Source organism: Exiguobacterium sp. SH3S1 (genome assembly GCF_004337105.1).
Classification (GTDB): Bacteria; Bacillota; Bacilli; order Exiguobacteriales; family Exiguobacteriaceae; genus Exiguobacterium; species Exiguobacterium aurantiacum_A.
The window spans coordinates 36,301-58,845 of sequence record NZ_SJUW01000008.1; the positions used below are offsets into that span (position 1 = coordinate 36,301).

Genomic DNA, 22,545 nt, shown 5'->3' on the forward strand with positions numbered 1-22,545 from the left:
CTTTTTTTGGAGGTAATTGTAATGGATTATGATTTGAAGCAACATCCTGTCGACACGATCGCCCTCGTCACCGCAACGGAACGTCTGACGTGGGGCGAATTGATCGATGAGAGCTCGCGCTTGGCACACTTTTTAGGCCGGACCGTTCCGGACGCTCGTCACATCGGACTGTATGCGTCAAATAGTAAAGACTATGTCGTCGCAGTCCACGCCGTCCATTTGCTCGGAAAAGTACTCGTCCCGTTGAATACACGGCTGACCACAAGCGAACTCGCGATGCAACTCGACAAGGCCCACATCGACATCTTACTCGTCGATCAGGAAATCGACCTCAACGTCCCTCAAATCGACGTGAGCGTACGCGATCAAGAGCCGTTGCGCCGACATCATCGCTGGGGGCGTGACGAGGTCATGTCGCTCATGTTTACGTCCGGAACGACCGGACACGCCAAAGCGGTGCAACAGACGTACGGAAATCATCGCGCGAGCGCCGAGGCCGCCAAAAAACATCTCGGATACGAGCCGACCGACCGCATGCTCGTCGTCACGCCATTGTTCCACATGAGCGGACTCGCCCAAGTGTACCGTTGCGCCCTGTTCGGCTCGACATTATACGTTGAACCGAAGTTCGACGTCTTGCGTACGATCCGATTGATCGCGTCCGAACGGATCACCCATCTTTCCCTCGTCGCCATCATGCTCGGGCGACTGCTCGACGCAGGATTGACCAGTCACCATCTCCGCGTCATCCTCGTCGGAGGCGGACCGGTGCCACGGCCGTTGCTCGAAGAAGCAGACCGCCGCCACTTGCCGATCGCGCAGACGTACGGGATGACGGAGACTTGCTCCCAAGTCGCGACGTTGTTGCCGTCCGAAGCACTCGACCATATCGGTTCAAGCGGTCAAGCGATCGCACCGACCCGCATCCGCATCAGTCGCGATGGCGAGATCGAAGTCAATGGCCCGACCGTCACGCCAGGCTATTATAACGAATCGGAAGCGAACGCTTGGACCGAGGACGGGTACTGGCGAACCGGCGACCTCGGAACGATCCAAGACGGCTATCTCTATGTACTCGATCGCCGGAGCGACTTGATCATCTCGGGTGGAGAAAACATCTATCCCGCGGAGATCGAGAGCGTCCTGTTGCGATGCCCCGGTATCGAGGACGCCGGGGTCACCGGGAAGCCTGACCCGACATGGGGCGCCGTCCCGATCGCCTATATCGTCGGGACATACGACCCTCACGAACTTACGCAAATTTTAAACGACCACCTCGCTAAGTATAAGCACCCGAAGGCGTTGATCACGGTCACTCAGCTCCCACGAAACGCCAACGGAAAATTGATGCGACACCGCTTAAAGGAGACCGATTATGATTCAACGAGCTGACCTTTACATCGTCCCGCTCACGTTCAAACACCCGCTTGTGACAGCCCATGCCGTCTTGACGACGAGACGGACGGTCATCCTCCGTCTCGAAACGACCGACGGAGCAGTCGGATACGGGGAAGGTGTCGCCTTTGAGACGCCGTGGTATACGGCGGAGACGGTCCGCTCGACCGTCGACACGTCTGAACTGATCTATCAATTACTGAAAGGACAGACGATCAGCGCGACCACATTTCCAGACCATGTCCGTTCGATCATCGGGCACCCGATGGCAAAAGCGATGTGGGAAAGTGCAATCTGGGAAATCGAGGCCGCCCGTGCTGGCGTGACGCTAAAACAATTTTTGCAAGCCGGACATCACGTCGCTTGCGGGCGGACGATTGGGATTGGCTTGCTCACCGAAACGTTGAACGCGATCGAACAGGCGCTCCATTCCGGGTTCGAACGGATCAAGTTGAAAGCTTCGCCTCATGAGCTATTGACGGCGCTCGCGGAAGTGCGGACTTTTTTCCCGGACGCTCCGCTCATGATCGACTTGAACGGCAGTGCGCACGAGCAGCCGCTCGACTGGTTCAAACAACTCGACGCCCATCGCCTCTTGATGATCGAACAGCCTTATCCGAGCGACTGCTGGGTCGACTCGGCCGACCTGCAAACAAAACTCAAGACGCCAATCTGTCTTGACGAGTCCATCATCTCACGGCAAGACGTCGAGACGATGAATCGGCTTCGGGCCGGACGCATCGTCAACATCAAACCTGCCCGCGTCGGGGGATTGACCGAGGCGCTCGCGATCCGTGACAGCGGTACCCCGTATTGGGTCGGTGGTATGTACGAATCATCGATCGGCCGTTATCATACACTCTTATTCGCCTCGTTGACGGGTGCCGCCTATCCGGCCGACATGGCCGGAACGAGCGCCTATTTCGAGACCGACCTGCTCGATGCGCCGCTCGATGTCGAAAACGGTCAGCTCTTGATCCCTGACGTCGTCACTCCGGATTGGAAAAAGATTCATCAGTTAAGCGAACAAATCATCCAGTTAACGTAAACAAGGATACAGACCGCGGTCTGTATCCTTGTTTGATTGCGTCATTCTTCTCGGAACGTTCCTGTCAACACTTCATAGCCGTCCTCGGTCACGATGACCGTGTGCTCAAACTGCGAGACGGGGCTGTCGTTCGGTGTGAACAACGCCCAGCCATCCTCTTCTGACTGGTAGACGATCTCGTCTTTCGTCGAGACGAACGTCTCGACTGCGATGACTTGACCGACTTTCAAGATGTCATTCTCTTCCCGGCTATAATAGTTGGAGATCGTCTCCGGTTCGCCGTGGAGCGTGCGGCCGAGTCCATGACCCGCCAAGTTTCGAATGACGGTGAAGCCATTTTTGCGGACATCCGCGTAAATCGCTTTTCCGATCTGGTTCACTTTCGTACCGGCCTTCACTTTGCTGAGGCCCGCTTCGAGCGACGTGAGCGAGACCTCGACTAAGCGGACATGCTCTGGCGATTTCGGTGTGCCGGCGATCACCGTTCGTCCCGTGTCTGCATAATAGCCATCTTTCACGGCAGACACATCGACATTGACGATGTCCCCGTCTTTAATGACTTCTTTACCCGGAATTCCGTGGGCAGCCACTTCATTGATGGAGATACACGTATAGCCCGGAAACTCATACATCGTAATCGGCGCCGAGGCCGCTCCTTCTTCTTCAAGAATACGTTGCCCGATCGCATCGAGCTCTTTCGTCGTCATCCCTGGCGTGACGGCCCGTGCCATTTCATCCCTTGCCCGGGCGACGATTCTCCCAATCTCACGCAACGCATCATAATCGTAATCAAACATCATAATCCCTCTCAATCTAATAATCGGTTTTGGTATAAGTACTCTTCTGATAAATCGGCGAACAAAAACATGCCGTCCGGTAACGGATAGCTGAACGTACGTGTCACTTCGTTGGAGCTGAAGTCGCGATAGTCTTCCGACAAATAGCCCCGCCCGCGAACACTCATCGCCGCCATCGTCCGGATAAAGTACGGTCGAAAACTCCAGTTATAGCCTCGGTACGTGTTATCGACTTTCCAAACGTGTTGCTCTTGGTAGACGTTCGCACTCGTCTGGAAGCCCGTTTGGTCGGTCAAGTAGTAGCGGACGAGCATCCCTTCTAATTTAGGGGCGATATGGAGCAGCCATTCATCCTTCTTATCCCGTGACCATTTCCCGGTTTGGACGAGCTCCGCGACTTTTCCGTGAAGTTCGAATTCTAGCTCATACAACCGCTTCAATCGCTCTTGGTCGTGCAGGAAGAACGCTGGAACTTCTTGCGTGAGCACACTCATTCCTTTTGCTTCACGCGGCGGGAAATCCTCTTGACGACCTAACAAGCCACCCATGTAGTAACTTCCACCGTGCTGCCAGGCGTAACGCAACTGACCGAGATGATCGATTGACTTATAGAGCAGCGGGGCCCCGAGTTTCGAAGCAATGTATTCCATCGTCTGGAGCATTTGGGGGTAAGTCACCGACAACGTCTTCTTCTCGACCATCGTTGCTAAATCGACAAGCAACAACTCCGGTGCAATCGTCATGATGTCCTCGATACTCGTCGACTCCGCGAAGTCGAGCGCGACTCTCACACCAGAAGATCGATAATATTGGACGACGCGGGACAGACGAGACACATCGACGAGCTCGGTCCCTTGAAGTGTCACAAATATCCGGTGGAGCGGGAAGTTCAATTCCCGTAACGGTGCTAAAAATGCTTCGCCCCCTTCTTCAAGGATCCATTCCGACCGGCAGCGGAACGTGACGAACTGCTTTTCGTCACGCAACGCTTCGGCGGCCAACCGTTCCATCCGCTTGGCGATGTCGAGTTGATACTCGACCGGTACGTCGTCATCATAAAAGAACGGGGTGAGCGACTCGCCCCTGAAATGGCCGTGTACCATGTAGCCTTCCACTTGAAACGTGGCCGCCCCGAAAATCGGTTCATACGTCACTTCGACTTCATTTGGATTCATCATCACATCCACTGCATCCAATTGGATCACCTCATCCTCATTTTCGAAACAAGAAAGCGAGCCGGTTTCAGCTCGCTCGTGTATGCACATACATATAGGCACCGAAACAAGCAATAAAATACACGATACTCATCACACCGTATCCGATTCCCATCTTCCCGCCGACGCCGATGGCCATGACTAACCAAATCATCGCGCCAAACAAAAGTGTGGCGACCGGAATATATCGGAAATTCGGACGTACTGTCCGCATAACAATCGGCTTCAATGCTAGGATGCACGCCAATAATATGACGAGACCTAAACCTAGTTCTACCATCCGTTGACACCTCATCCTTCAATCTCTACTCGTTCAGTGTAGCATGAGATAAATAAAAAAACCGCAAATCCACTTAAGGAAATGCGGTTTTCGTTTTATCGATTAGTCACGCGGACGACGTGGGCCACGGTCTTCTGATGAGCGACGACGATCGTCAGTCCCACCAGTGCGTTTTCCACGGTATCCACCGCCACCGCTACGTTCGCCTGAGCGTCCGCCACGGTCTCCGCCGCCAGTGCGACGGTCTCCGCCACCACTGCGTGCGCCGCCACGGTATCCACCGCGGTCGTTGCGTCCACCTTGACGTTTCACACGGACTGGTTCTGCGTAAGAGATTTCAACAGGTGTTGAATCTGGCTCTTTCGTCAAACCACGAAGTGCTGCTGCGAGAAGCTCGACTGCTTCGTACTCTTCAAGGAGCTCAGTCGCAAGTTGCGTGTAAGCTTTGAAATCGCCCGCTTGAACGCGTTCGATCAAATCTTCAGCTGATTGCTTTTGGTTTCCTTCAAGTACTTCTGCGATCGTCGGTACGTGACGACGGTTCATTTTCTTGTTCGTCACACGTTCGATTGACTTCACTTGGCCGAATTCACGTGGCGTGATGAACGTAAGGGCAGTACCTGTTTTACCAGCACGGCCTGTACGTCCGATACGGTGCACGTAGCTTTCCGGATCTTGTGGGACGTCAAAGTTGTAAACGTGTGTGACACCTGTGATATCAAGTCCACGCGCCGCTACATCTGTTGCGACCAAGATGTCGATCGTGCCGTTTTTGAAACGACGGATGACTTGGTCACGTTTTGATTGCGTCAAGTCACCGTGAAGGCCATCAGCCGTGTAACCACGTTTGATGAGTGCTTCTGTAACTTCGTCAACACGTTTCTTCGTACGAGCGAAGATGATGCTGAGTTCTGGTGAGTCGATGTCGATCAAACGGCAAAGTGTATCGAATTTTTGACCTTCACGCAATTCGAGGAACTGTTGGTTGATGTTTTCAACTGTCATTTCCTTCGATTTCACTTTGATGATTGTTGGCGACTTCATGAAGCGCTCAGCGATCTTCTTGATTTGTGGTGGCATTGTCGCTGAGAAGAGAAGCGTTTGACGTTCAGCCGGAAGGCCTTTCAAAATCATCTCGATATCTTCAACGAAGCCCATGTTGAGCATTTCATCCGCCTCATCCAAAATCACTGTTTGGATCTCGTCGAGTTTGATCGTCTTGCGTTTCATGTGGTCCATGAGACGTCCAGGTGTCGCAACGACGATTTGCGGGTTCTTTTTCAAGCCGCGGATTTGGCGGTCGATTTGCTGACCACCGTATACAGGAAGTGCGTATACACGCTTCGTTTCCCCGATTTTGTTTAACTCTTCTGCAACTTGAATCGCAAGTTCACGTGTCGGTGCAAGAACAAGTGCTTGGACTTGACGCGCCTTTGTGTCGATTCGCTCAATTGTCGGAATACCGAAAGCTGCTGTTTTCCCTGTACCTGTTTGTGCTTGGCCTAATACATCCGCTCCTGTAAGTGCGATTGGAATTGTTTCAGCTTGGATCGGTGTCGCTTCCTCGAAGCCCATTTTGAGTACACCTTTTACTAATGCTTCACTTAACTGTAAATCTTGAAATTTTGTCAAATTATATTCTCCTTTGTTCATGCAAAAAACGTCTGAGGTTAGTTCTGCAGACGTTCTTTAAATGTTTCCTCGTAGTCAACTCTTATTACTATACCGCATTTGTTTCTAAAATGAAAGAAATACATTCTAAAACTTTTTTTAGCCACCTGGACATGAGTAATCTTATTTCAATTTATACCCGTTGTCGAGTTTTTCAACCTGCTTTTCTTTCAAGAGCTTCCCGAGCGCCCGTTTGAAGGCCGCCTTGCTCATGCCAAACTCACGGTCGATCACGTCTGGGGCTGTCTTGTCGCCGTAAGGCATTTCACCACCGCGTTCTTCGATGTAAGAACGAATGCTTTCCGCATCCGGGTCGATCGCTTCATACGCTCGCGGTTTCATCGATACAAGAACGGTACCGTCTTGCTTCACTTGCGTCACACGTACTGCTAACTGTTCGCCGAGACGCGGCCACCGCGTCATCTCTGCTTCATGTAAGAAACCGAGTGATTCATTCTCGACCCAGACGTTGACACCGACGTCACGTTTGTTGACGACGATCGCTTGAACGTCTTGATTGCCCCACTCTTCTTTGGCGGGACGGGCAAGCAAGTTCAAATACGCATAATGAGCCGGTTCTCCGAGAAGACGGCCTTTTTGATCGTACTTGAGACGGACGCATAGCTTATCGCCTTCTTTCGGCCAATATGTCCGGTTTTCAGGAAGGTCGTCGAGCGAGACGAGCACATCCTTTTGAATGCCGATGTTGACGAACACGCCCGTATTGTAGCGAACGCCTGTCACATCGAACCATTCATATTCTTCAAACGATACGTTCGGAATCGTCATCGTCGAAGCGAGACGGCCTTCCGAGTCATGATATAGGAAGACACGCACCGTTTGACCGACTGTGACTTCTTCTGTTTGTTCTTTCCGATGAAGTAATACCTCTTCACGGCCGTTCCCAATAAATACGCCAAAATCGGCTGAACGTTCCGCAACTAGATCGACTACATCTCCTGCACGTAATACCATTCTATACACATCCTTTTTCATCTTATTACTGTCAGTATACCTACCTACACACGTTCTTAATCATATCACGTTCCTTTTCCTGCTTCAGGTCAATTGTGTCCAATTTGTGAACGAGACAATGAACCACCCAACCGTCAAGCTTCTAAATCGACCGAGTATCAGACGGAATTTTGTGACAATTTTGTGAACAATGTTTTTCCATCTAGTATCCACTTTTTGAAAACGTTATTATTAAAGAAGTGTTGTTTATAAATCAGGTTTCAGCAATGTCCGAACGGGGGAAATAAAATGTTTGATGTTCAATCTCGCTCATTTGCGAAACGCTTCATGAAGGGCCTTTTGATTGCATTCTTCGCTCTTCTTGCTTCGCTGAGTTTCATATTCTCAAACGGTGTCGATACGAACGTATCGTCTTCCGTCACGATGGTTCAAGAGTAAGCGCCCTCTCGCTCGTCAGAAGGCGTTTTTTTGTTTTGTTCGACAAAAAAAGGAATTTTTTACTCACTTGTCGAACGAGAAATACGTTCGGTTTTTTCAATTGAATCATCTGGGAAGGGAGAGTCACTCATGCTATTTTATTTTCTCACCACGATTCTTTCAGTCGTCGGTTTGTCCGTCTCGCTCCAAACCGGTTTTTTCAAAGATCCAATCGGCACATTCTTGTTCGCGGCGCTGCTCGCCATGGGTCTATCTTCATTTAAACAGCTTATCGCACAAATGAACGTGCTCCTGAAAGAACGGCGCAATCAAAAGCGCATCGACCGCATCGTTGCTCGCATGCACTCCAGTTCACGCAAACGCTCTACATAACGCTCGTGTTCCCACGCCACTTTTGGTATTCTATTCTAGATAGAAGAGCACAACGGACTTGGACCGTAGGAGGCACAAACACGAATGAATGAAATCCCTTTATCGAACGAATGGCTGTTACGCTATTCACCCGTCATGGAGCTGTGGCTGAAAGAAGACGGCATTTTGCTCGTCGATGACGACAACCGAATCCGCCTCACCTTAGAAATTGGCAGTGATCACGTGATGCAGTTTAAGAGCATCGAGCAAGACGGTGCCTACTTTGTCGTTGACCCGGTGAATAAACGAATTACGTTCGAACTCGAGGAAGAAGAAGAGGAAACCGATTCTCGCTTCTGGGAATAAAGATTCATGTCTAAGAGTCAGATTCTCTGTGTGAGAAGAAGACTCTTTCTTGCTGTTTGGCTCTATTTTGAAAAGGAGATTGATACTATGTTACGCACCGCCATTTGGTTTTTCTCGTTCTTCGCCGTCTTGCCCGTCTTGCTTCCGTTTTATCCGAAAGCAAAACGACTCGACGTACCGGCACGATACGATTACGTTCAAAAAATCGCCTACAACTGGGCCGGCTTCTTATTGAAAGTGGCCGGAGCCCGAGTCCGTGTGCACGGACAAGAACATATTCCGAACGAACCGGTCGTCTACGTCGCCAACCACCAAGGAAACTTCGACATCCCGATCATGATCACGGCGACGAACCATCCGAAAGCGTTCATCTCAAAAATCGAAGTCAAAAAAATTCCGATGATCGCGGGTTGGATGGAATTGATGGGTTGCATCTTTATCGATCGCAGCGACCGCCGCCAATCCGTCAAAGCGATCCGCGCCGGTGTCGAGACAATCCAATCCGGACAGTCAATCATCATCTTCCCGGAAGGCACTCGTTCAAAAGGTGGGCCGATGAAAGAGTTTAAAGCCGGCAGCCTGACGCTCGCCACGTCGAGCGGAGCAAAAATCGTTCCGGTGGCGATCAACGGCAGCCATCACCTGCTCGAAATGAAAAACCGGATTAGACCGGGTATCGTCGATGTGACGTTTTTACCGGCTATCGACCCGGCTGACGTCTCGAATAAAGATTTGACAGCGAAAGTAGAAGCGATGATTCGCCAAGTCGTTGAAGGAGGTTCCAAATGAGTTTATTAACAATCGAAGGCATCCGTAAAGAGTTCGCCGATAAAGTCTTGTTTGACGACGTCACGATGACGATTCATCCCGGTAACCGGATTGGTGTCATCGGCGTCAACGGTTCTGGGAAATCGACGTTCTTAAAAATCATTGCCGGCGTCGAAACAGCAGACAAAGGCACGATGCAACATCCGAACGACTATCGGATTCGTTATTTGACGCAAACCGTCGATTTCGCTCCCGGTCAGACAATTTTAGACGCCTTGTTCACGAGCAACACCCCATCCGTCTTGGCGTTAAAACAATACGAGCTCGCTCGCCAAGCACTCGAGGCGAACCCATCGAGCGAGCAATGGCTCGAACGTTTCATGAAAGCACAGCAAGCGGTCGATGCCACTGACGCTTGGGAAACGGAAGCGAAGCTGAAGTCGATCTTGAATCGGCTCGGGTTACCCGACGTGTCGGCCGAGATCAGTTCCCTCTCCGGGGGCCAACAAAAACGGGTCGCGCTCGCTGCGGCCTTGCTCGACGAAGCCGACTTGCTCTTACTTGACGAGCCGACGAACGAACTTGACGCCGATACGATCGCTTGGCTCGAGACGGTTCTCGCGGACTACCGAGGCGCGATCTTGCTCATCACCCACGACCGTTATTTCTTGAACCGTGTGACGAACCATATTCTCGAGATTGCCGACGGCACGTCTTACTTTTATGACGGGAACTATGAACTGTTTCTCGAGAAACGGGCCGAACGCAAAGCCCGCTCCCAGTCGATGGAACAAAAGCGGCAAAACATCTTGCGACGCGAGCTCGCTTGGCTACGCCGCGGTGCCAAAGCTCGGACGACGAAACAGAAAGCCCGGATTCAACGTGTCGAGGGCTTAAAGCAGCAAGAGGCACTCGCCGAAGACGATGCGCTCGACGTATCGGTCGGTTCACGCCGGCTCGGTAAAAAAGTCATCGAAGTCGAACAGTTGTCGTTCCAGTATGCGGACACGCCGCTCATTCACGATTTCAGTTGGCTGTTCGGACGCCGGGAACGGTACGGCATCGTTGGACCGAACGGGAGCGGCAAGACGACGCTCATGAACTTACTCGCCGGTCGCATCGAACCGACGTCAGGCACGGTCGTCCACGGTGAGACGGTTCACATCGGTTACTACGGTCAACAAGTCGAATTTGACGATACGACGCGACGGGTCATCGACGAGATCGAACGGATCGCCCAAGTCATCTACACACCGGACGGCGAGACGATCACCGCCGGTCAAATGCTCGAGCGTTTCTTGTTCACACCGGACGCCCAATATAAACCGATCAGTAAACTGTCCGGTGGCGAGAAGCGGCGCCTTGTGTTGCTGCGGATTTTGATGGATGAGCCGAACGTCTTGTTCTTAGATGAGCCGACGAACGATCTCGATACGGAAACGTTGTCGGTTTTAGAGGACTACTTAGAGTCGTTCCCAGGAACCGTCATCGCCGTCAGTCACGACCGTTACTTCCTTGACCGTATCGCCGAGCAACTCATCGCCTTCGAAGAGGGGACAATCAACGTCTACCACGCCGAATATAGCGATTATCTGGCCGAGCTTCAAGACGAGGCACGTCAACTTAAAAAAGAACCGAAAGACAAGAAAGAGCGCGCCAAAGTCGACGTCGTCAAATTCACTTTTAAAGAACAAAAAGAGTGGGAGACGATCGAGGAAGAGATCGCTCTAACCGAACAGAAAATCGAAGCTGCAGAAGCGCGACTCGCCGATGCCGGTAGCGATCTCGGAAAAGTGAACGATCTTTACGCTGAAATCAGTACCCTCAAGCAAACACTCGAAGAAAAAATGGAGCGCTGGGAGTACTTGTCTGAAATCGATGAACAAATTCAAGCTCAGAAAAAATAAAAAAAGACGGATCACAATTTAACATTGTGGTCCGTCTTTTTTCGCTATGTAGCCGTATACGTACACGTCGTATGTTTGATTACCTTGGCGCATATAGTGGCGCAGTGTTCCTTCACGAATAAAACCATTGCGTTCTAACAGTTGCTGCGAAGGGATATTTTCAGGATAGACGATAGCCCCGACTCGCTCGATATCTGCGGAACACGCAGCAAACGTCAATACCGCCTGCAACGCCTCTGTCGCGTAGCCGTTCCGCCAATAATGCGGATGGATCTCATAACCGATCTCGGCACGTCGATGGCGCGGGGCGCGATTGTGGAAGCCGATCGTCCCCATCAACTCGGGATTACCTTTCCTCATAATGCCCCAACGCATGATCGACCCGTCGGCAATCCCTTCTAGCATCCCGAATAGCATTTGTTCCGTCTGTCCAAGCGATTGATGCGGCTCCATCCCATAATGGCGCAACACGTCGACGTTTGAAAAAATCGTGAATAGACGCTCCGCATCGGTCGGTTGTAACTGCCGTAACTGCAGTCGTTCCGTTTCAATCGTTGGAATCATCCCGTTTCCCCCGTCCGAGTGATTATTTGTCCACTAAATTATGTTGAAACGCATAGACGACCGCTTGCGTCCGGTCATAGACGTCAAGCTTCGTCAAAATATTCGAGACGTGCGTCTTCACCGTCTTCAACGAAATGTATAATTCATCGGCGATGACTTGGTTCGCCTTGCCTTCGGCCATCAGTTGCAAAATCTCGCGTTCCCGCGCCGTCAAACTTTCATGAAGGGTCGTCTCCGGATGCCGCAGACGTTCGAGCATCTTGCCGGTCACTTGTGCGGCCATGACCGGATTACCGGCTGCCGTCTGACGGATCGCGTCGGCGATTTCATTCGCGTTCGCCGTCTTCAAGACATAACTCATCGCACCGGCCTCGATGACCGGATACACTTTTTCATCGTCCAAAAAACTCGTCACGACTAAAATTTTCGCATCTTTCCAGCTCGCTTTGATACGCTTCGTCGACTCGACTCCGTCCACAGGCTCCATCACGAGGTCCATCAAGACGACGTCCGGTTTTTCAGCGATGGCGAGTTCCGCTCCGGTCGCCCCGTCCGACGCTTCCCCGACTACTTCAATGTCCGGCTGTGTCGACAGAAATGCCGAGACACCAGCCCGGACCATCTCATGATCATCAATCAATACGACTCGAATCATTCTAACCCCTCCACTTGTTGTTTCACACGCACTTCGATTTGTGTACCGACTCCAGGCACGCTGACGAGACGTAACGTCCCGCCGACTTCGGCCGTTCTCTCTCTTATCGATTGTAAGCCATATGAGGCGACTTGTGTATCCTCGACATTAAAACCGATCCCGTCGTCATTTATTTTCAAGATGACCGTCTGTTGGACGGTCCGCATTTCAATTTCGAGCCGCTTCGCCTTGGCATGCCTGAGCGTATTGCTGATCGCTTCTTGAACGATGCGGAACAACTCATTTTCCGCATGGCGTGACAATTTCACTTCCTCGAGACGCCAGATGAGCTCGGTCGATTGTTTGCGGGACAGTTCTTCTAACAGACGTTCAATCCCCGTCTTCAAGGTCATCCCTTCTAACTCGACGGGACGAAGCTGCAACAAGAGCGAACGCATCTCGGCCTGAGCGGTCTGTGCCATGACTTCGACTTGACCGATCTGTTTAGCGGCGAGTTCCGGTTTCGATTCGATCGTCTGCTTGACCGCTGTCGTCATCATCGAGATCGCGTAGAGCTGTTGGCTGACCGAGTCGTGCAGCTCACGGGCGACGCGACGACGTTCTTCGACGACCGCCTCGCTACGTGCCTCTTCGACACTGACCGGCCGATCGCCGACCCGTTTGGCGACCTCGATCATCTCCGTACGTTGTTTGCTGATACGGACAATCCGTTCAAGCGTGTCGCGGTACGGCGATAACGGCCGGAACACGATCTCTTTTTGATTCTCGAGCTTCCATAGGGCAATCGCCACTTCACGGAAATCCCGGCGTAAATAAAAATAAGAGCCAACTCCAAATATGCTGCCGATCAAGACGGCGATGACAATGATAGACACACCGAAAGGCAACCCTTCTTCACGTGTAAATAAATCTCGGAGTGAAGTCGAGTCACCTATTAGAAATGCAATCGTCACGAATAGCGCCGTCAGTAGACTACTGAATAATTGGTGCCAGACGACCGTCCTTGGGTAAGAATCCTTCTTCATACGGTCATCACCTCGACGCTTCCGCTCATGAGCACGATATGAATCCGGACTTTCCGGTTCGCTGCTTGATACTCATCGGACGCCGTATAAAAACGGCGGTTAAACACCGGTGAATAGTTCGATTCATCGACTTGGATCTTGCCAAAACCGATCGAGGCGTCGATCGAATAATCGTAACCGGCCGGGATGAGGATGCGGATATCCCCAGCGAGTCCGTTCAAGAGCAAGAACGTCTCCCCTTCCGGAATGATGGCGCGCGATAAATCCATCTCGACGTCGCGCAGCAAAAAGAATTCATTCGTGTCTTGCAAGACGTAATGGCCCGACTCTTTCGTCCCGAACGAAAACGCCTGTTCTTGACGAATATGCGACCGGAACCGACTCGACTCAAGCGGTCGATTTTTATACAAACGGTACCCGAACATGAGCAATAATCCTGATAAGACGAACCCGAACGCGGCCGAAGAAAAGATGAGTCCGACGAGCATCACGCCGCCAATCCCATAAAAGATATAACTGACCGGCTGATTTCCTTTCCGGCTGAAGCGACGCCCGATATAAAGCAATAAGAGCGGCACAATCATGCTGAAGAGGACGCTGTTCCCACCCGTCAAGATGTCGATAAATAGTCCGATGGCAAATAAAATAATCATGAAGCCGATGATTTGGCGTGTGTTCCAACGTTCCACTCTGATCCCCCCTCCCTATCGATATGTACAATGAAGCAAAGAAGCGATGGCCCGAAAATATTCTGGACCATCGCTGAACCAGTACGTCAGTCTTGTTTAAAGCGACGCTCAAGTTCTTTTAATTTTGCTTCGAAATCATCTTCGTCCATCGCGTCGATTTTTTCGTCGACCTCAGGTTCTTCTTTCGTTGCGTCTTTCTTCTCTTCTTCTGTGAACGGATGCGACTTCGATGTGTCCGCTCCGAAGATTTGATCGAGCGCACCTTTCAACAAATCAAGGTTCTCACGCATCGCGAACTCGTAACGCTTGTTTTGCATCTCGTCGAGTTTGAGGCGCATCTCAAGGGCACGGCGCTCAAGGGCATCAAGTTCACGACCGCCTTCGTCTAACAAGCCTTCGAAGTAGCGATACTGTTCACCGTAATGTTTTGACTCGAGAGCAGCGCGTTCAGCCAGTTTCTCTTCGCCGGCTTGTTTCGCGAGCTCTGTCTGTTCGTAGCGCTTGTCAGCCATCAATTTGGCATCGTCACGCTTCGTCGCGAGTTCGCCGAGCAACGCCTTCTGACGCTCGACGAGACGTTCGACCGACAACGCCTCTTTTTCAGCGCCGCGGATGTGGCGGTTCAATTCGGCTTCCCCACTCGAGCGTGGCGCCTCTTTATCTTGATACTTTTTCATTTCTTTTGAAAATTCTTTCGTCAACTCGTTAGCTAAATCACGAAACTGATCAAATGGTGTCTTCATCATAAAATCCTCCTTCTAAAAACTTAGCGACGGTTTACAAACTTTTGCCAGACTTGATCGAACGATTGGAAGCTGCTACGACTAGCACGCGACCCGTCCGCATTTAAGATCTCAACGTCCCGCTTTTGGTTGGCATACATCATATACCCTTTAAACAACATCCATGCCACCACAATTCCGATTAACGCCCAAATATTCGACAAAATCGTGATGATCCCGATCACGGCGAGCAAGCCGTAACCGATTTTTGCGCCGACATGCGTCACGGCCATGAATCTGACTCCAGCCCAAAGTGCTAAGAGCGCCCCCAAACCAAACATGATCATATTTGGTAAAAAGCCGATTAGGACGAGAACTAGAGAGATTGCCGCCACGATGAACAACACTTGCTTCACTTGGCGATTCATCTGTCATCCCTCCTCATTAAGTACACTCTTATCATAATACGCCATTTAAAAGATGGCGACGAGCGGAAGGCTTGTTTTTCCTCGGTCTGTAGACTGAGATGATAGCGGTATCAGAAAATCTGGTACATCGAATGTATCGAACAATGAATTGTCAGGACCAATTCTACATATATGAACAATCGTTCAGAAATAATTGCGTCCATAGCAGGTAAAACGCTCGAAAGTAAGCGGTTTCTTCGATACAATGTAGTCGATTGTGACAGACAAAAAATCCTACGCACACAGGGAGAGAGTTATGAAAACATTGAACGAACGCGCACTCGAGATGCATGCTTTGCACCACGGTAAATTAGAAACGACGCCAAAAGTCGACGTCGACACGACAGAAGCGCTCAGCCTCGCCTACTCACCGGGCGTCGCCGAACCGTGCCGCCGCATCGCCGACAATAAAGAGCTGTCCTATGAATATACGTTGCGCGCCAACACGGTCGCCGTCGTCTCGGACGGAAGCGCCGTACTCGGGCTCGGCAACATCGGTCCGGAAGCGGCGTTGCCGGTCATGGAAGGCAAGGCCGTCCTGTTCAAAAGTTTCGCCGGGGTCGATGCGTTCCCGATTTGTTTAGACACACACAACGTCGATGAGATCGTGCGGACGGTCGAACTACTGGCCCCGACGTTCGGCGCCGTCAACTTAGAAGACATCAAGGCACCCGAATGTTTTGAGATCGAGGCCCGGTTGAAGCAGACGCTCCCAATCCCGGTCTTCCATGACGATCAACACGGGACGGCGATCGTCGTCTTGGCCGGCCTCGTCAATGCACTCCGTTTGGTCGACAAGACGATGCCTGAACTGCGTGTCGTCATGAATGGGGCCGGGGCCGCCGGAATCGCCATCGCCAAACTGCTCAAGCGCTTCGGCGTCGAGGACCTCGTCATCTGTGATACGAAAGGTGCGATTTATGAAGGACGCGCCGACGGCATGAACCCGTTCAAAGACCAAATCGCCAAGGCGACGAACCGGAAGCTCCACATCGGTACGCTCGCCGACGTGCTCGAGGGGGCCGACGTCTTCATCGGCGTCTCAGCCGCCGGCGCCGTCACCGAGGACATGGTCCGCACGATGGCCACGGATCCGATCATCTTCGCCCTCGCGAACCCAATTCCAGAGATTATGCCGGATCTCGCGACTTCCGCAGGGGCCCGCATCGTCGCGACCGGTCGCTCGGACTTCGCCAACCAAGTGAACAACGTCCTCGCTTTCCCCGGTATTTTCCGTGGGGCGCTCGACGTCCGGGCGTCAGAGATCAACGAAGAGATGAAAGAAGCGGCCGTCCATGCGATCGCTGACTTATTAACAGAGGACGACCTCGCGAACGGCATCGTCATCCCGAGCCCGTTCGACGAGCGGGTCGCACCGGCCGTCGCAATCGCCGTCGCGAAGACGGCTGTCGAGACCGGTGTCGCCAACCGTCCGCTCGATGAGGACGCTATTCGCCGCCACGTGCGTGATAAACGGCTATAACACGAAAAACTGCGCAGACCATAACGGTCTGCGCAGTTTTTTTAGACTGTACCTTGCAAGATCCCTTCCGCCCACTCGACTTCTTCCGTCGTCGGTGGTTTGATGCCTTTTAATGGATAGTCGAGGCCGAGCGCCTCCCATTTATAGACGCCCATCTCGTGATACGGCAAGATTTCAACTTTCTCGACGTGGTCGAGTTTTTGAATGAACGCCGCCGTGCGCCGGAGCGCCCCTTCATCAAGCGTCCATTCCGGGACAAGAACGTGGCGAATCCACATTTTCGTTCCGCGCTCGGATAAATGTTCAGCAAGCGCGAGCGTGTTGGCGTTGCTCCGTCCTGTCAGTTTCTTGCACATGTCGTCATCGATGTGTTTAATATCGAGTAAGACGAGGTCGGTGTGGTCTAAGATGGCGTCAAGGTTAGGAGGACGGAGTGCACCCGACGTATCGAGCGTCGTGTGGAGCCCGTGTTTTTTCGCTTCACGCAACAGCGCTTCTAAAAACTCTGGCTGCGCGAGCGGATCGCCCCCTGAAATTGTGATGCCGCCTTTTGATGCTTCCATGAACGGACGATAGTTGAGCGCTTCTTGAATGACGTCCTCGGCCGAACGATGGTTATTCTTTTTAAAATCCCACGTATCAGCGTTGTGGCAATACAAGCAGCGAAGCGCACAACCTTGCAAAAAGACGATAAAACGAATTCCCGGGCCGTCAACGGTTCCAAACGATTCGACCGAGTGTACATATCCCATTGTCATCGAGATGACCTCCTAACGAATGAGCGGCCTTCAAGCGAAGGCCGCCAAGCCTTTACTTATAATGAACCGTGGAACGTCCGGTTGATGACGTCGATCTGTTGCTCGCGTGTCAACTTGATGAAGTTGACGGCGTAACCTGATACGCGGATCGTGAGCTGCGGGTACTCTTCTGGATGTTCCATAGCGTCGAGCAGCGTCTCACGATTGAAGACGTTGACGTTCAAGTGGTGACCTTTGTGCTCGCCACCCATATAGCCGTCAAGAAGTGCCGCCAAGTTAAGTTCACGTGCGACGTCTTCTTTACCGAGTGCTTTCGGTACGATCGAGAACGTGTACGAAATGCCGTCTTGCGCGTGTTCGAACGGAAGTTTGGCGACTGACGAGAGCGACGCTGCCGCTCCTTTCGTATCGCGGCCGTGCATCGGGTTCGCACCTGGTGCGAACGGCTCACCAGAACGACGGCCGTCCGGCGTATTACCTGTTTTCTTGCCGTAGACGACGTTCGACGTGATCGTCAAGACCGACTGCGTATGAAGCGCGTCGCGGTACGTTTTATGTTTCCGGACTTTTTCCATGAACGATCCGACGAGTTCGACGGCGATCGCGTCGACACGGTCATCGTTGTTTCCGAATTTCGGGAAGTCGCCTTCTGTTTCAAAGTCGACAGCGATGCCGAATTCATTCCGGACCGGTTTGACCGTCGCATATTTGATTGCTGACAAGCTGTCCGCCGTCACCGAAAGGCCAGCGATACCACAAGCCATCGTCCGTAAGATTTCAGGATCGTGGAGCGCCATTTCGATCCGTTCGTACGCATATTTATCGTGCATGAAGTGAATGACGTTGAGTGTGTTGACGTAAAGCTCCGCGAGCCAGTCGAGCGTCCGGTCGAAATCAGCGTACACTTTGTCGTACGTGAGGACGTCTTCTGTGTTCATGTCCCAAGCCGGAGCGATTTGATCGCCGCTCTTCTCATCGCGTCCACCGTTCATGCTGTAGAGGAGTGCTTTCGCCATATTGGCACGGGCACCGAAGAACTGCATCTGTTTGCCGATTTTCATCGGTGACACACAGCAGGCGATGCCGTAATCGTCACCAAACTCTGGAAGCATGAGGTCGTCGTTTTCGTATTGGATCGCCGACGTCTCAATTGACATCTTCGCGCAATATTGTTTGAATCCTTCCGGTAATTTCGTCGACCAAAGCACCGTCAAGTTCGGTTCTGGTGCCGGGCCGAGGTTTGTGAGCGAGTGAAGGAAACGGAACGAACTCTTCGTGACGTTCGAACGGCCATCCTCACTCATCCCACCGATTGATTCCGTGACCCAAGTTGGATCTCCAGAGAACAATTCGTTATAGTCAGGCGTCCGCAAGAATTTGACGATGCGGAGTTTCATGATGAAGTGATCGACGATTTCTTGGACGTCTGACTCTGTCAAACGGCCCGCCGCCATGTCACGCTCAGCGTACACGTCAAGGAATGTCGATACGCGTCCGAGAGACATCGCCGCACCGTTTTGTTCTTTGACAGCTGCAAGGTAAGCGAGATATACCCATTGATAGGCTTCTTGCGTCGTTTCAGCCGGGCGACCGAGGTCGAATCCGTAAGCAGCGCCGAGTTGTTTCAATTCTTGAAGGGCACGAAGCTGTTCAGACATCTCTTCCCGCGTCCGAATGTCTGCTTCTGAGAGGAAACCGCCATTGTTCGCCAAATCTTTTTTACGCTCGGCAATCAAGAAATCTAAACCGTATAAGGCAACGCGACGGTAGTCACCGATGATCCGGCCACGTCCGTATGCGTCTGGGAGACCTGTGATGATCCCTGACTTCCGTGCCGCCCGCATCTCTGGTGTGTAGGCATCGAAAACACCTTGGTTGTGTGTTTTACGAATGTCTGAATAGATTTTTGTGATTTCAGGATTTGGTTCGAAGCCGTATGACTCGAGCGCGGCGTCGACCATGCGGATGCCGCCGTTCGGATGAATCGAGCGTTTGAACGGTTCGTCCGTTTGGACACCGACGACTTTTTCAAGGTCTTTATTTAAGTACCCAGGTCCGTGTGAGATAATTGTCGACGGCGTGTTTTGATCGACATCCCAAACGCCCCCGCGTTCCCGTTCTTCTTTCGTCAATTCCATCACTTGTCCCCAAAGACGATTCGTCGCCTCTGTCGGTCCGACTAAGAAACGGTCATCCCCTGTATACTCGTGGCGGTTCAAGCGGATAAATTCACCGACATTCACTTCGTTCGTCCACTGTCCAGGAACAAATCCTGACCAGGCTGATTTAATTTCAGTTGCCATTATGGTCACTCCTCATAGTTGAGATAACTGCCTGATTCCTTATAATATGAGTGTACGTGAAAACGCCAACAATATGTTTTACATTCTTGTGAAAGTTGTAACAATCTCATGAACATTGGTGTTATGCCGTTTTTGTAAGCGCTATTTTATCTGTTATAGTAGTTTTTCAACTTACATAGAAACAGACGAATCCCTGTCCGTTCACGTTCTTGTGAATCCTGTATTATCTTTAAGGAGTTGTGAAAAATCATACAGTTTTTGTAGTGACTTAACTCACAGGTTCGGGATAGAACTTGAATTTTTGCCTTATATCGAGCACAATGGAAGCAGAACATTGTAGAAGAGGAAGGGGTTCTTCCCATGACGTATGAACCATTAACAGCCGAGCATAACTTAAAAGCCGGTGACCGCATCTCCCTTAAAGTCGAAGAGGCTGGAGACAAGCGCGACGGATTTATCACAGAATTTGAAGAAAAAGGCTTTTGGATTCGCTTTGATGACGATATCGAGAATGAGGATTTCATCGATTTCCGTGACCATTTAATGGTCGCACTCGTGTCGCGCCCAATCGACGTCGCGACGACGTATCCAGAACTAAACGCCTATGCAAAATTGCTTAAGGAATTGGAATACCGCGTGTATCAAGGCTTCACGGTCGAAGGTGTCGAAGCCTCACCTGAGCACATCGACGTGCACATCAAACTCGTCGAGGACGGGCAAGTGTACACACAGACGCTCCGTTCATCGATTGACCAAGACACTGAACATGTTCGCTATATTTGAACCAGGGAGCGCTTATGCTTCCTTTGTTTTTGCCCAACGATAAGGAGAACTGATATGAACTTTACAAAACCATTCATTAACGAAGCCTGGGAACGCCTTGGCTTTAACGAACCGATGCCGGTCCAAGCGGAAGCGTTCCCGCCCCTTTTAGAAGGAAAAGACGTCACGATCGAAGCACCGACAGGGACAGGTAAGACACTCGCTTATCTTTTACCCGCTATTGAAAAAATCGATGCCTCGAACGACCGGATCCAAGTCGTCATCGTCGCACCGACGCGCGAACTCGTCATGCAGATCCAAACGGTGGCGCAACGTTTCACCGAAAAAGGTGACGTCCGGATTGCCTCGTTCATCGGCGGCGTCGAACTGAAGCGCCAAATCGATCGCTTGAAGAAAAAACCGCATTTAATCGTCGGGACACCAGGACGTCTCGTTGAATTGATCGAGAAGAAAAAACTTAAACTGCACGAAACGCATACGATCGTGCTCGATGAAGCCGATCAAATCATCGACAGCGGATTGACGGAAGCAGCCGAGCGCATCATCAACCATACGGCGCACGAGCATCAAATCTCACTCGTTTCGGCGACGTTGACGGACACGCTCCAAGCATGGGCTGCCCCATTCTTGAAAGAACCGGTTCACGTGAAGGTCGAACGGACTGTCAGTGCTCAAGTGACGTACGGCTATATGTTGACGACACGTCGCTATAAGCCAGAACTGCTTCGCCGCCTGTCACACGTCGACGGCGTCAAAGTGCTCGCGTTTATCAACAACCGCTCGTTCTTACCGCCGCTCAAAGGTGAGCTCGATAAGATGAAAGTGAACTACCGTATGCTCGATAGCTTGAAAGGGAAACGTGCCCGCGTCGAGACGCTCCGCGAATTCCGTAAAGGCGAATATCCGCTCCTCATCACGACGGGTCTCGCAGCGCGCGGACTCGACATCGATGAAGTGACGCACGTCGTCCATTTCGATTTACCTGAATCGACCGATGACTTCATCCACCGCTCAGGACGGACCGCTCGCGGTAGCGCGGCCGGGACGGTCCTCTCGATCGTGACGCCGGAAGATTTGACGCACTTGAAATCGTTCGCCCGCCAGCTCGGTGTCGAATTGAAAGAGCTTGAGATTTACCGTGGCGAAGTCATCGAGAAACGGATCGAAGACAAACCGCCGGTCGTCAAACGTCCTGCAGACAAGCGAGGACCACGGCGATGAAAAAAGACCGGAAAGTAATTCCCTTCCCTTTGCTCGTCGAAGAGTCCGAATTGCTGGCCGAACTGAAAAAGTTATACGAGCAAGCGGCACTCGCACGCAGCACGCAGTGGACGAACTATATCCAAGAGATCGCTTCGGAAGGCACGTGGCACTTGAAAGACGCCGAACTGTTCCGCGATTTGTTCATCGATTGGGCCGTCTTCTTTGAGACGGACGAGGACGGGATGACACCGCATGGCCGCTATTTGGCGGACCATAAAGCCGATATGTCACCCGCCCTCTATCACGCCTTGCGCGGTCTCGCCGTCCCCCGGTGCTCTGTCTTTGAAGTGACCGAGGACGGTCTCCGCGATTGGGAGACGAAAGAATCGTATAAAGTGACGTTGCCGGAGGTTCGTGAACCGGGCGACGTCATGCTCGGCAAACTGCTCGATATCCGTGGCAGCTGGCGCTTCGGGTCGGCCTTCCTCGCACTTCCAGCGAAGATGGCTGGCAACGTAGCAGATCTGTACATCGACTTCATGGATGAGGTCGGTCCAGGTGCGTTCCTCGACCAGTTCCCAGAATTCTGTGCAGAACTGATCGATATGTTGCTTGATTTAGAAGAAGGGGTCATCATCCCGAAACCAACGAAATAACCGAGAGGCAGCCGCCTCTCGGTTTTT

Annotated in this window: 23 protein-coding genes; 10 read left to right on the top strand and 13 right to left on the bottom strand. The window is 51.8% G+C overall.

The window, feature by feature from the left end; translation table 11 throughout:
• The first annotated feature begins 21 nt into the window (after window positions 1–21).
• Both menE and menC read left to right on the top strand, forming a co-directional pair.
• The gene (gene menE / locus EVJ26_RS10160; protein ID WP_131470371.1) at window positions 22–1,392 is read left to right on the top strand and encodes an o-succinylbenzoate--CoA ligase; all 1,371 of its coding nucleotides are present in this window, start codon (window positions 22–24) and stop codon (window positions 1,390–1,392) included.
• Entirely contained in the window at window positions 1,376–2,443 is a 1,068-nt protein-coding gene (menC, locus tag EVJ26_RS10165) for an o-succinylbenzoate synthase (RefSeq protein WP_131470372.1), read from the top strand. The genes menE and menC overlap by 17 nt, the downstream gene beginning before the upstream one ends.
• Before the next feature lie 41 nt (window positions 2,444–2,484).
• On the opposite strand, the gene map is transcribed toward menC, so the two are convergent.
• The 5 genes from map to EVJ26_RS10190 form a co-directional block, all read right to left on the bottom strand.
• Complete coding sequence (gene map / locus EVJ26_RS10170) at window positions 2,485–3,240, bottom strand: type I methionyl aminopeptidase (protein WP_131456863.1); 756 nt, start codon at window positions 3,238–3,240, stop codon at window positions 2,485–2,487.
• 11 nt (window positions 3,241–3,251) lie between these two features.
• Entirely contained in the window at window positions 3,252–4,445 is a 1,194-nt protein-coding gene (locus tag EVJ26_RS10175; RefSeq protein ID WP_236635550.1) for an EAL-associated domain-containing protein, read from the bottom strand.
• A gap of 37 nt (window positions 4,446–4,482) precedes the next feature.
• On the bottom strand, window positions 4,483–4,734 hold the full coding sequence (locus EVJ26_RS10180) for a hypothetical protein (RefSeq protein ID WP_035385950.1): 252 nt from the start codon (window positions 4,732–4,734) through the stop codon (window positions 4,483–4,485).
• A gap of 102 nt (window positions 4,735–4,836) precedes the next feature.
• On the bottom strand, window positions 4,837–6,366 hold the full coding sequence (gene cshA, locus EVJ26_RS10185; protein WP_070328919.1) for a degradosome RNA helicase CshA: 1,530 nt from the start codon (window positions 6,364–6,366) through the stop codon (window positions 4,837–4,839).
• 162 nt (window positions 6,367–6,528) lie between these two features.
• A complete protein-coding gene (locus EVJ26_RS10190) occupies window positions 6,529–7,380 on the bottom strand; it encodes a CvfB family protein (protein ID WP_131456861.1) in 852 nt (283 codons plus the stop codon).
• A gap of 567 nt (window positions 7,381–7,947) precedes the next feature.
• On the opposite strand from EVJ26_RS10190, the gene EVJ26_RS10195 reads away from it, so the two are divergent.
• The 4 genes from EVJ26_RS10195 to EVJ26_RS10210 all read left to right on the top strand — a co-directional run bounded on the left by EVJ26_RS10195 (window position 7,948) and on the right by EVJ26_RS10210 (window position 11,210).
• Window positions 7,948–8,190: a hypothetical protein gene (locus tag EVJ26_RS10195; RefSeq protein ID WP_070328917.1), complete on the top strand. Its 243-nt coding sequence runs from the start codon at window positions 7,948–7,950 to the stop codon at window positions 8,188–8,190.
• A gap of 84 nt (window positions 8,191–8,274) precedes the next feature.
• Window positions 8,275–8,535 (top strand): hypothetical protein, encoded by a 261-nt coding sequence (locus EVJ26_RS10200; RefSeq protein WP_016508370.1) that lies wholly within the window; start codon window positions 8,275–8,277, stop codon window positions 8,533–8,535.
• An 87-nt stretch (window positions 8,536–8,622) separates the two neighbouring features.
• Window positions 8,623–9,324 (top strand): lysophospholipid acyltransferase family protein, encoded by a 702-nt coding sequence (locus tag EVJ26_RS10205; protein ID WP_131456859.1) that lies wholly within the window; start codon window positions 8,623–8,625, stop codon window positions 9,322–9,324.
• Window positions 9,321–11,210: an ABC-F family ATP-binding cassette domain-containing protein gene (locus EVJ26_RS10210; RefSeq protein WP_131470373.1), complete on the top strand. Its 1,890-nt coding sequence runs from the start codon at window positions 9,321–9,323 to the stop codon at window positions 11,208–11,210. The genes EVJ26_RS10205 and EVJ26_RS10210 overlap by 4 nt, the downstream gene beginning before the upstream one ends.
• An 18-nt stretch (window positions 11,211–11,228) precedes the next feature.
• Here the strand turns inward: EVJ26_RS10210 and EVJ26_RS10215 are convergent, their stop codons facing one another.
• The 6 genes from EVJ26_RS10215 to EVJ26_RS10240 form a co-directional block, all read right to left on the bottom strand.
• Window positions 11,229–11,774, bottom strand: coding sequence for a GNAT family N-acetyltransferase (locus EVJ26_RS10215; protein WP_131456855.1), 546 nt, complete (start codon window positions 11,772–11,774; stop codon window positions 11,229–11,231).
• A 22-nt stretch (window positions 11,775–11,796) separates the two neighbouring features.
• Window positions 11,797–12,429, bottom strand: a complete 633-nt coding sequence (locus tag EVJ26_RS10220; RefSeq protein ID WP_070328913.1) for a response regulator — start codon at window positions 12,427–12,429, stop codon at window positions 11,797–11,799.
• Window positions 12,426–13,454, bottom strand: a complete 1,029-nt coding sequence (locus tag EVJ26_RS10225) for a sensor histidine kinase (RefSeq protein WP_131456851.1) — start codon at window positions 13,452–13,454, stop codon at window positions 12,426–12,428. The genes EVJ26_RS10220 and EVJ26_RS10225 overlap by 4 nt, the downstream gene beginning before the upstream one ends.
• The gene (gene liaF / locus EVJ26_RS10230) at window positions 13,451–14,143 is read right to left on the bottom strand and encodes a cell wall-active antibiotics response protein LiaF (protein ID WP_131456849.1); all 693 of its coding nucleotides are present in this window, start codon (window positions 14,141–14,143) and stop codon (window positions 13,451–13,453) included. The genes EVJ26_RS10225 and liaF overlap by 4 nt, the downstream gene beginning before the upstream one ends.
• 86 nt (window positions 14,144–14,229) lie before the next feature.
• Window positions 14,230–14,886 carry a PspA/IM30 family protein gene (locus EVJ26_RS10235; RefSeq protein WP_131456847.1) on the bottom strand — a complete coding sequence of 219 codons (657 nt, stop codon included), beginning with the start codon at window positions 14,884–14,886 and terminating at the stop codon, window positions 14,230–14,232.
• A 23-nt stretch (window positions 14,887–14,909) separates the two neighbouring features.
• A complete protein-coding gene (locus EVJ26_RS10240; RefSeq protein WP_016508398.1) occupies window positions 14,910–15,293 on the bottom strand; it encodes a lmo0954 family membrane protein in 384 nt (127 codons plus the stop codon).
• 295 nt (window positions 15,294–15,588) lie between these two features.
• Here EVJ26_RS10240 and EVJ26_RS10245 point away from each other — a divergent pair, with 295 nt between their 5' ends.
• Window positions 15,589–16,815, top strand: a complete 1,227-nt coding sequence (locus EVJ26_RS10245) for an NAD(P)-dependent malic enzyme (protein ID WP_131456845.1) — start codon at window positions 15,589–15,591, stop codon at window positions 16,813–16,815.
• Window positions 16,816–16,856: 41 nt separating this feature from the next.
• Here EVJ26_RS10245 and pflA read toward each other — a convergent pair whose 3' ends face one another.
• Together pflA and pflB are read right to left on the bottom strand one after the other, a co-directional pair.
• Window positions 16,857–17,573 carry a pyruvate formate-lyase-activating protein gene (pflA, locus tag EVJ26_RS10250; protein WP_131456843.1) on the bottom strand — a complete coding sequence of 239 codons (717 nt, stop codon included), beginning with the start codon at window positions 17,571–17,573 and terminating at the stop codon, window positions 16,857–16,859.
• Between the two features lie 56 nt (window positions 17,574–17,629).
• On the bottom strand, window positions 17,630–19,876 hold the full coding sequence (gene pflB / locus EVJ26_RS10255) for a formate C-acetyltransferase (protein WP_131456841.1): 2,247 nt from the start codon (window positions 19,874–19,876) through the stop codon (window positions 17,630–17,632).
• A 360-nt stretch (window positions 19,877–20,236) separates the two neighbouring features.
• Here pflB and EVJ26_RS10260 point away from each other — a divergent pair, with 360 nt between their 5' ends.
• The 3 genes from EVJ26_RS10260 to EVJ26_RS10270 are packed head-to-tail and all read left to right on the top strand — an operon-like array spanning window position 20,237 to window position 22,518.
• Window positions 20,237–20,659 carry a hypothetical protein gene (locus EVJ26_RS10260; RefSeq protein ID WP_070328907.1) on the top strand — a complete coding sequence of 141 codons (423 nt, stop codon included), beginning with the start codon at window positions 20,237–20,239 and terminating at the stop codon, window positions 20,657–20,659.
• A gap of 54 nt (window positions 20,660–20,713) precedes the next feature.
• Window positions 20,714–21,880: a DEAD/DEAH box helicase gene (locus EVJ26_RS10265; RefSeq protein ID WP_070328906.1), complete on the top strand. Its 1,167-nt coding sequence runs from the start codon at window positions 20,714–20,716 to the stop codon at window positions 21,878–21,880.
• A complete protein-coding gene (locus tag EVJ26_RS10270) occupies window positions 21,877–22,518 on the top strand; it encodes a hypothetical protein (RefSeq protein WP_131456839.1) in 642 nt (213 codons plus the stop codon). The genes EVJ26_RS10265 and EVJ26_RS10270 overlap by 4 nt, the downstream gene beginning before the upstream one ends.
• The last annotated feature ends 27 nt before the right edge of the window (window positions 22,519–22,545 follow it).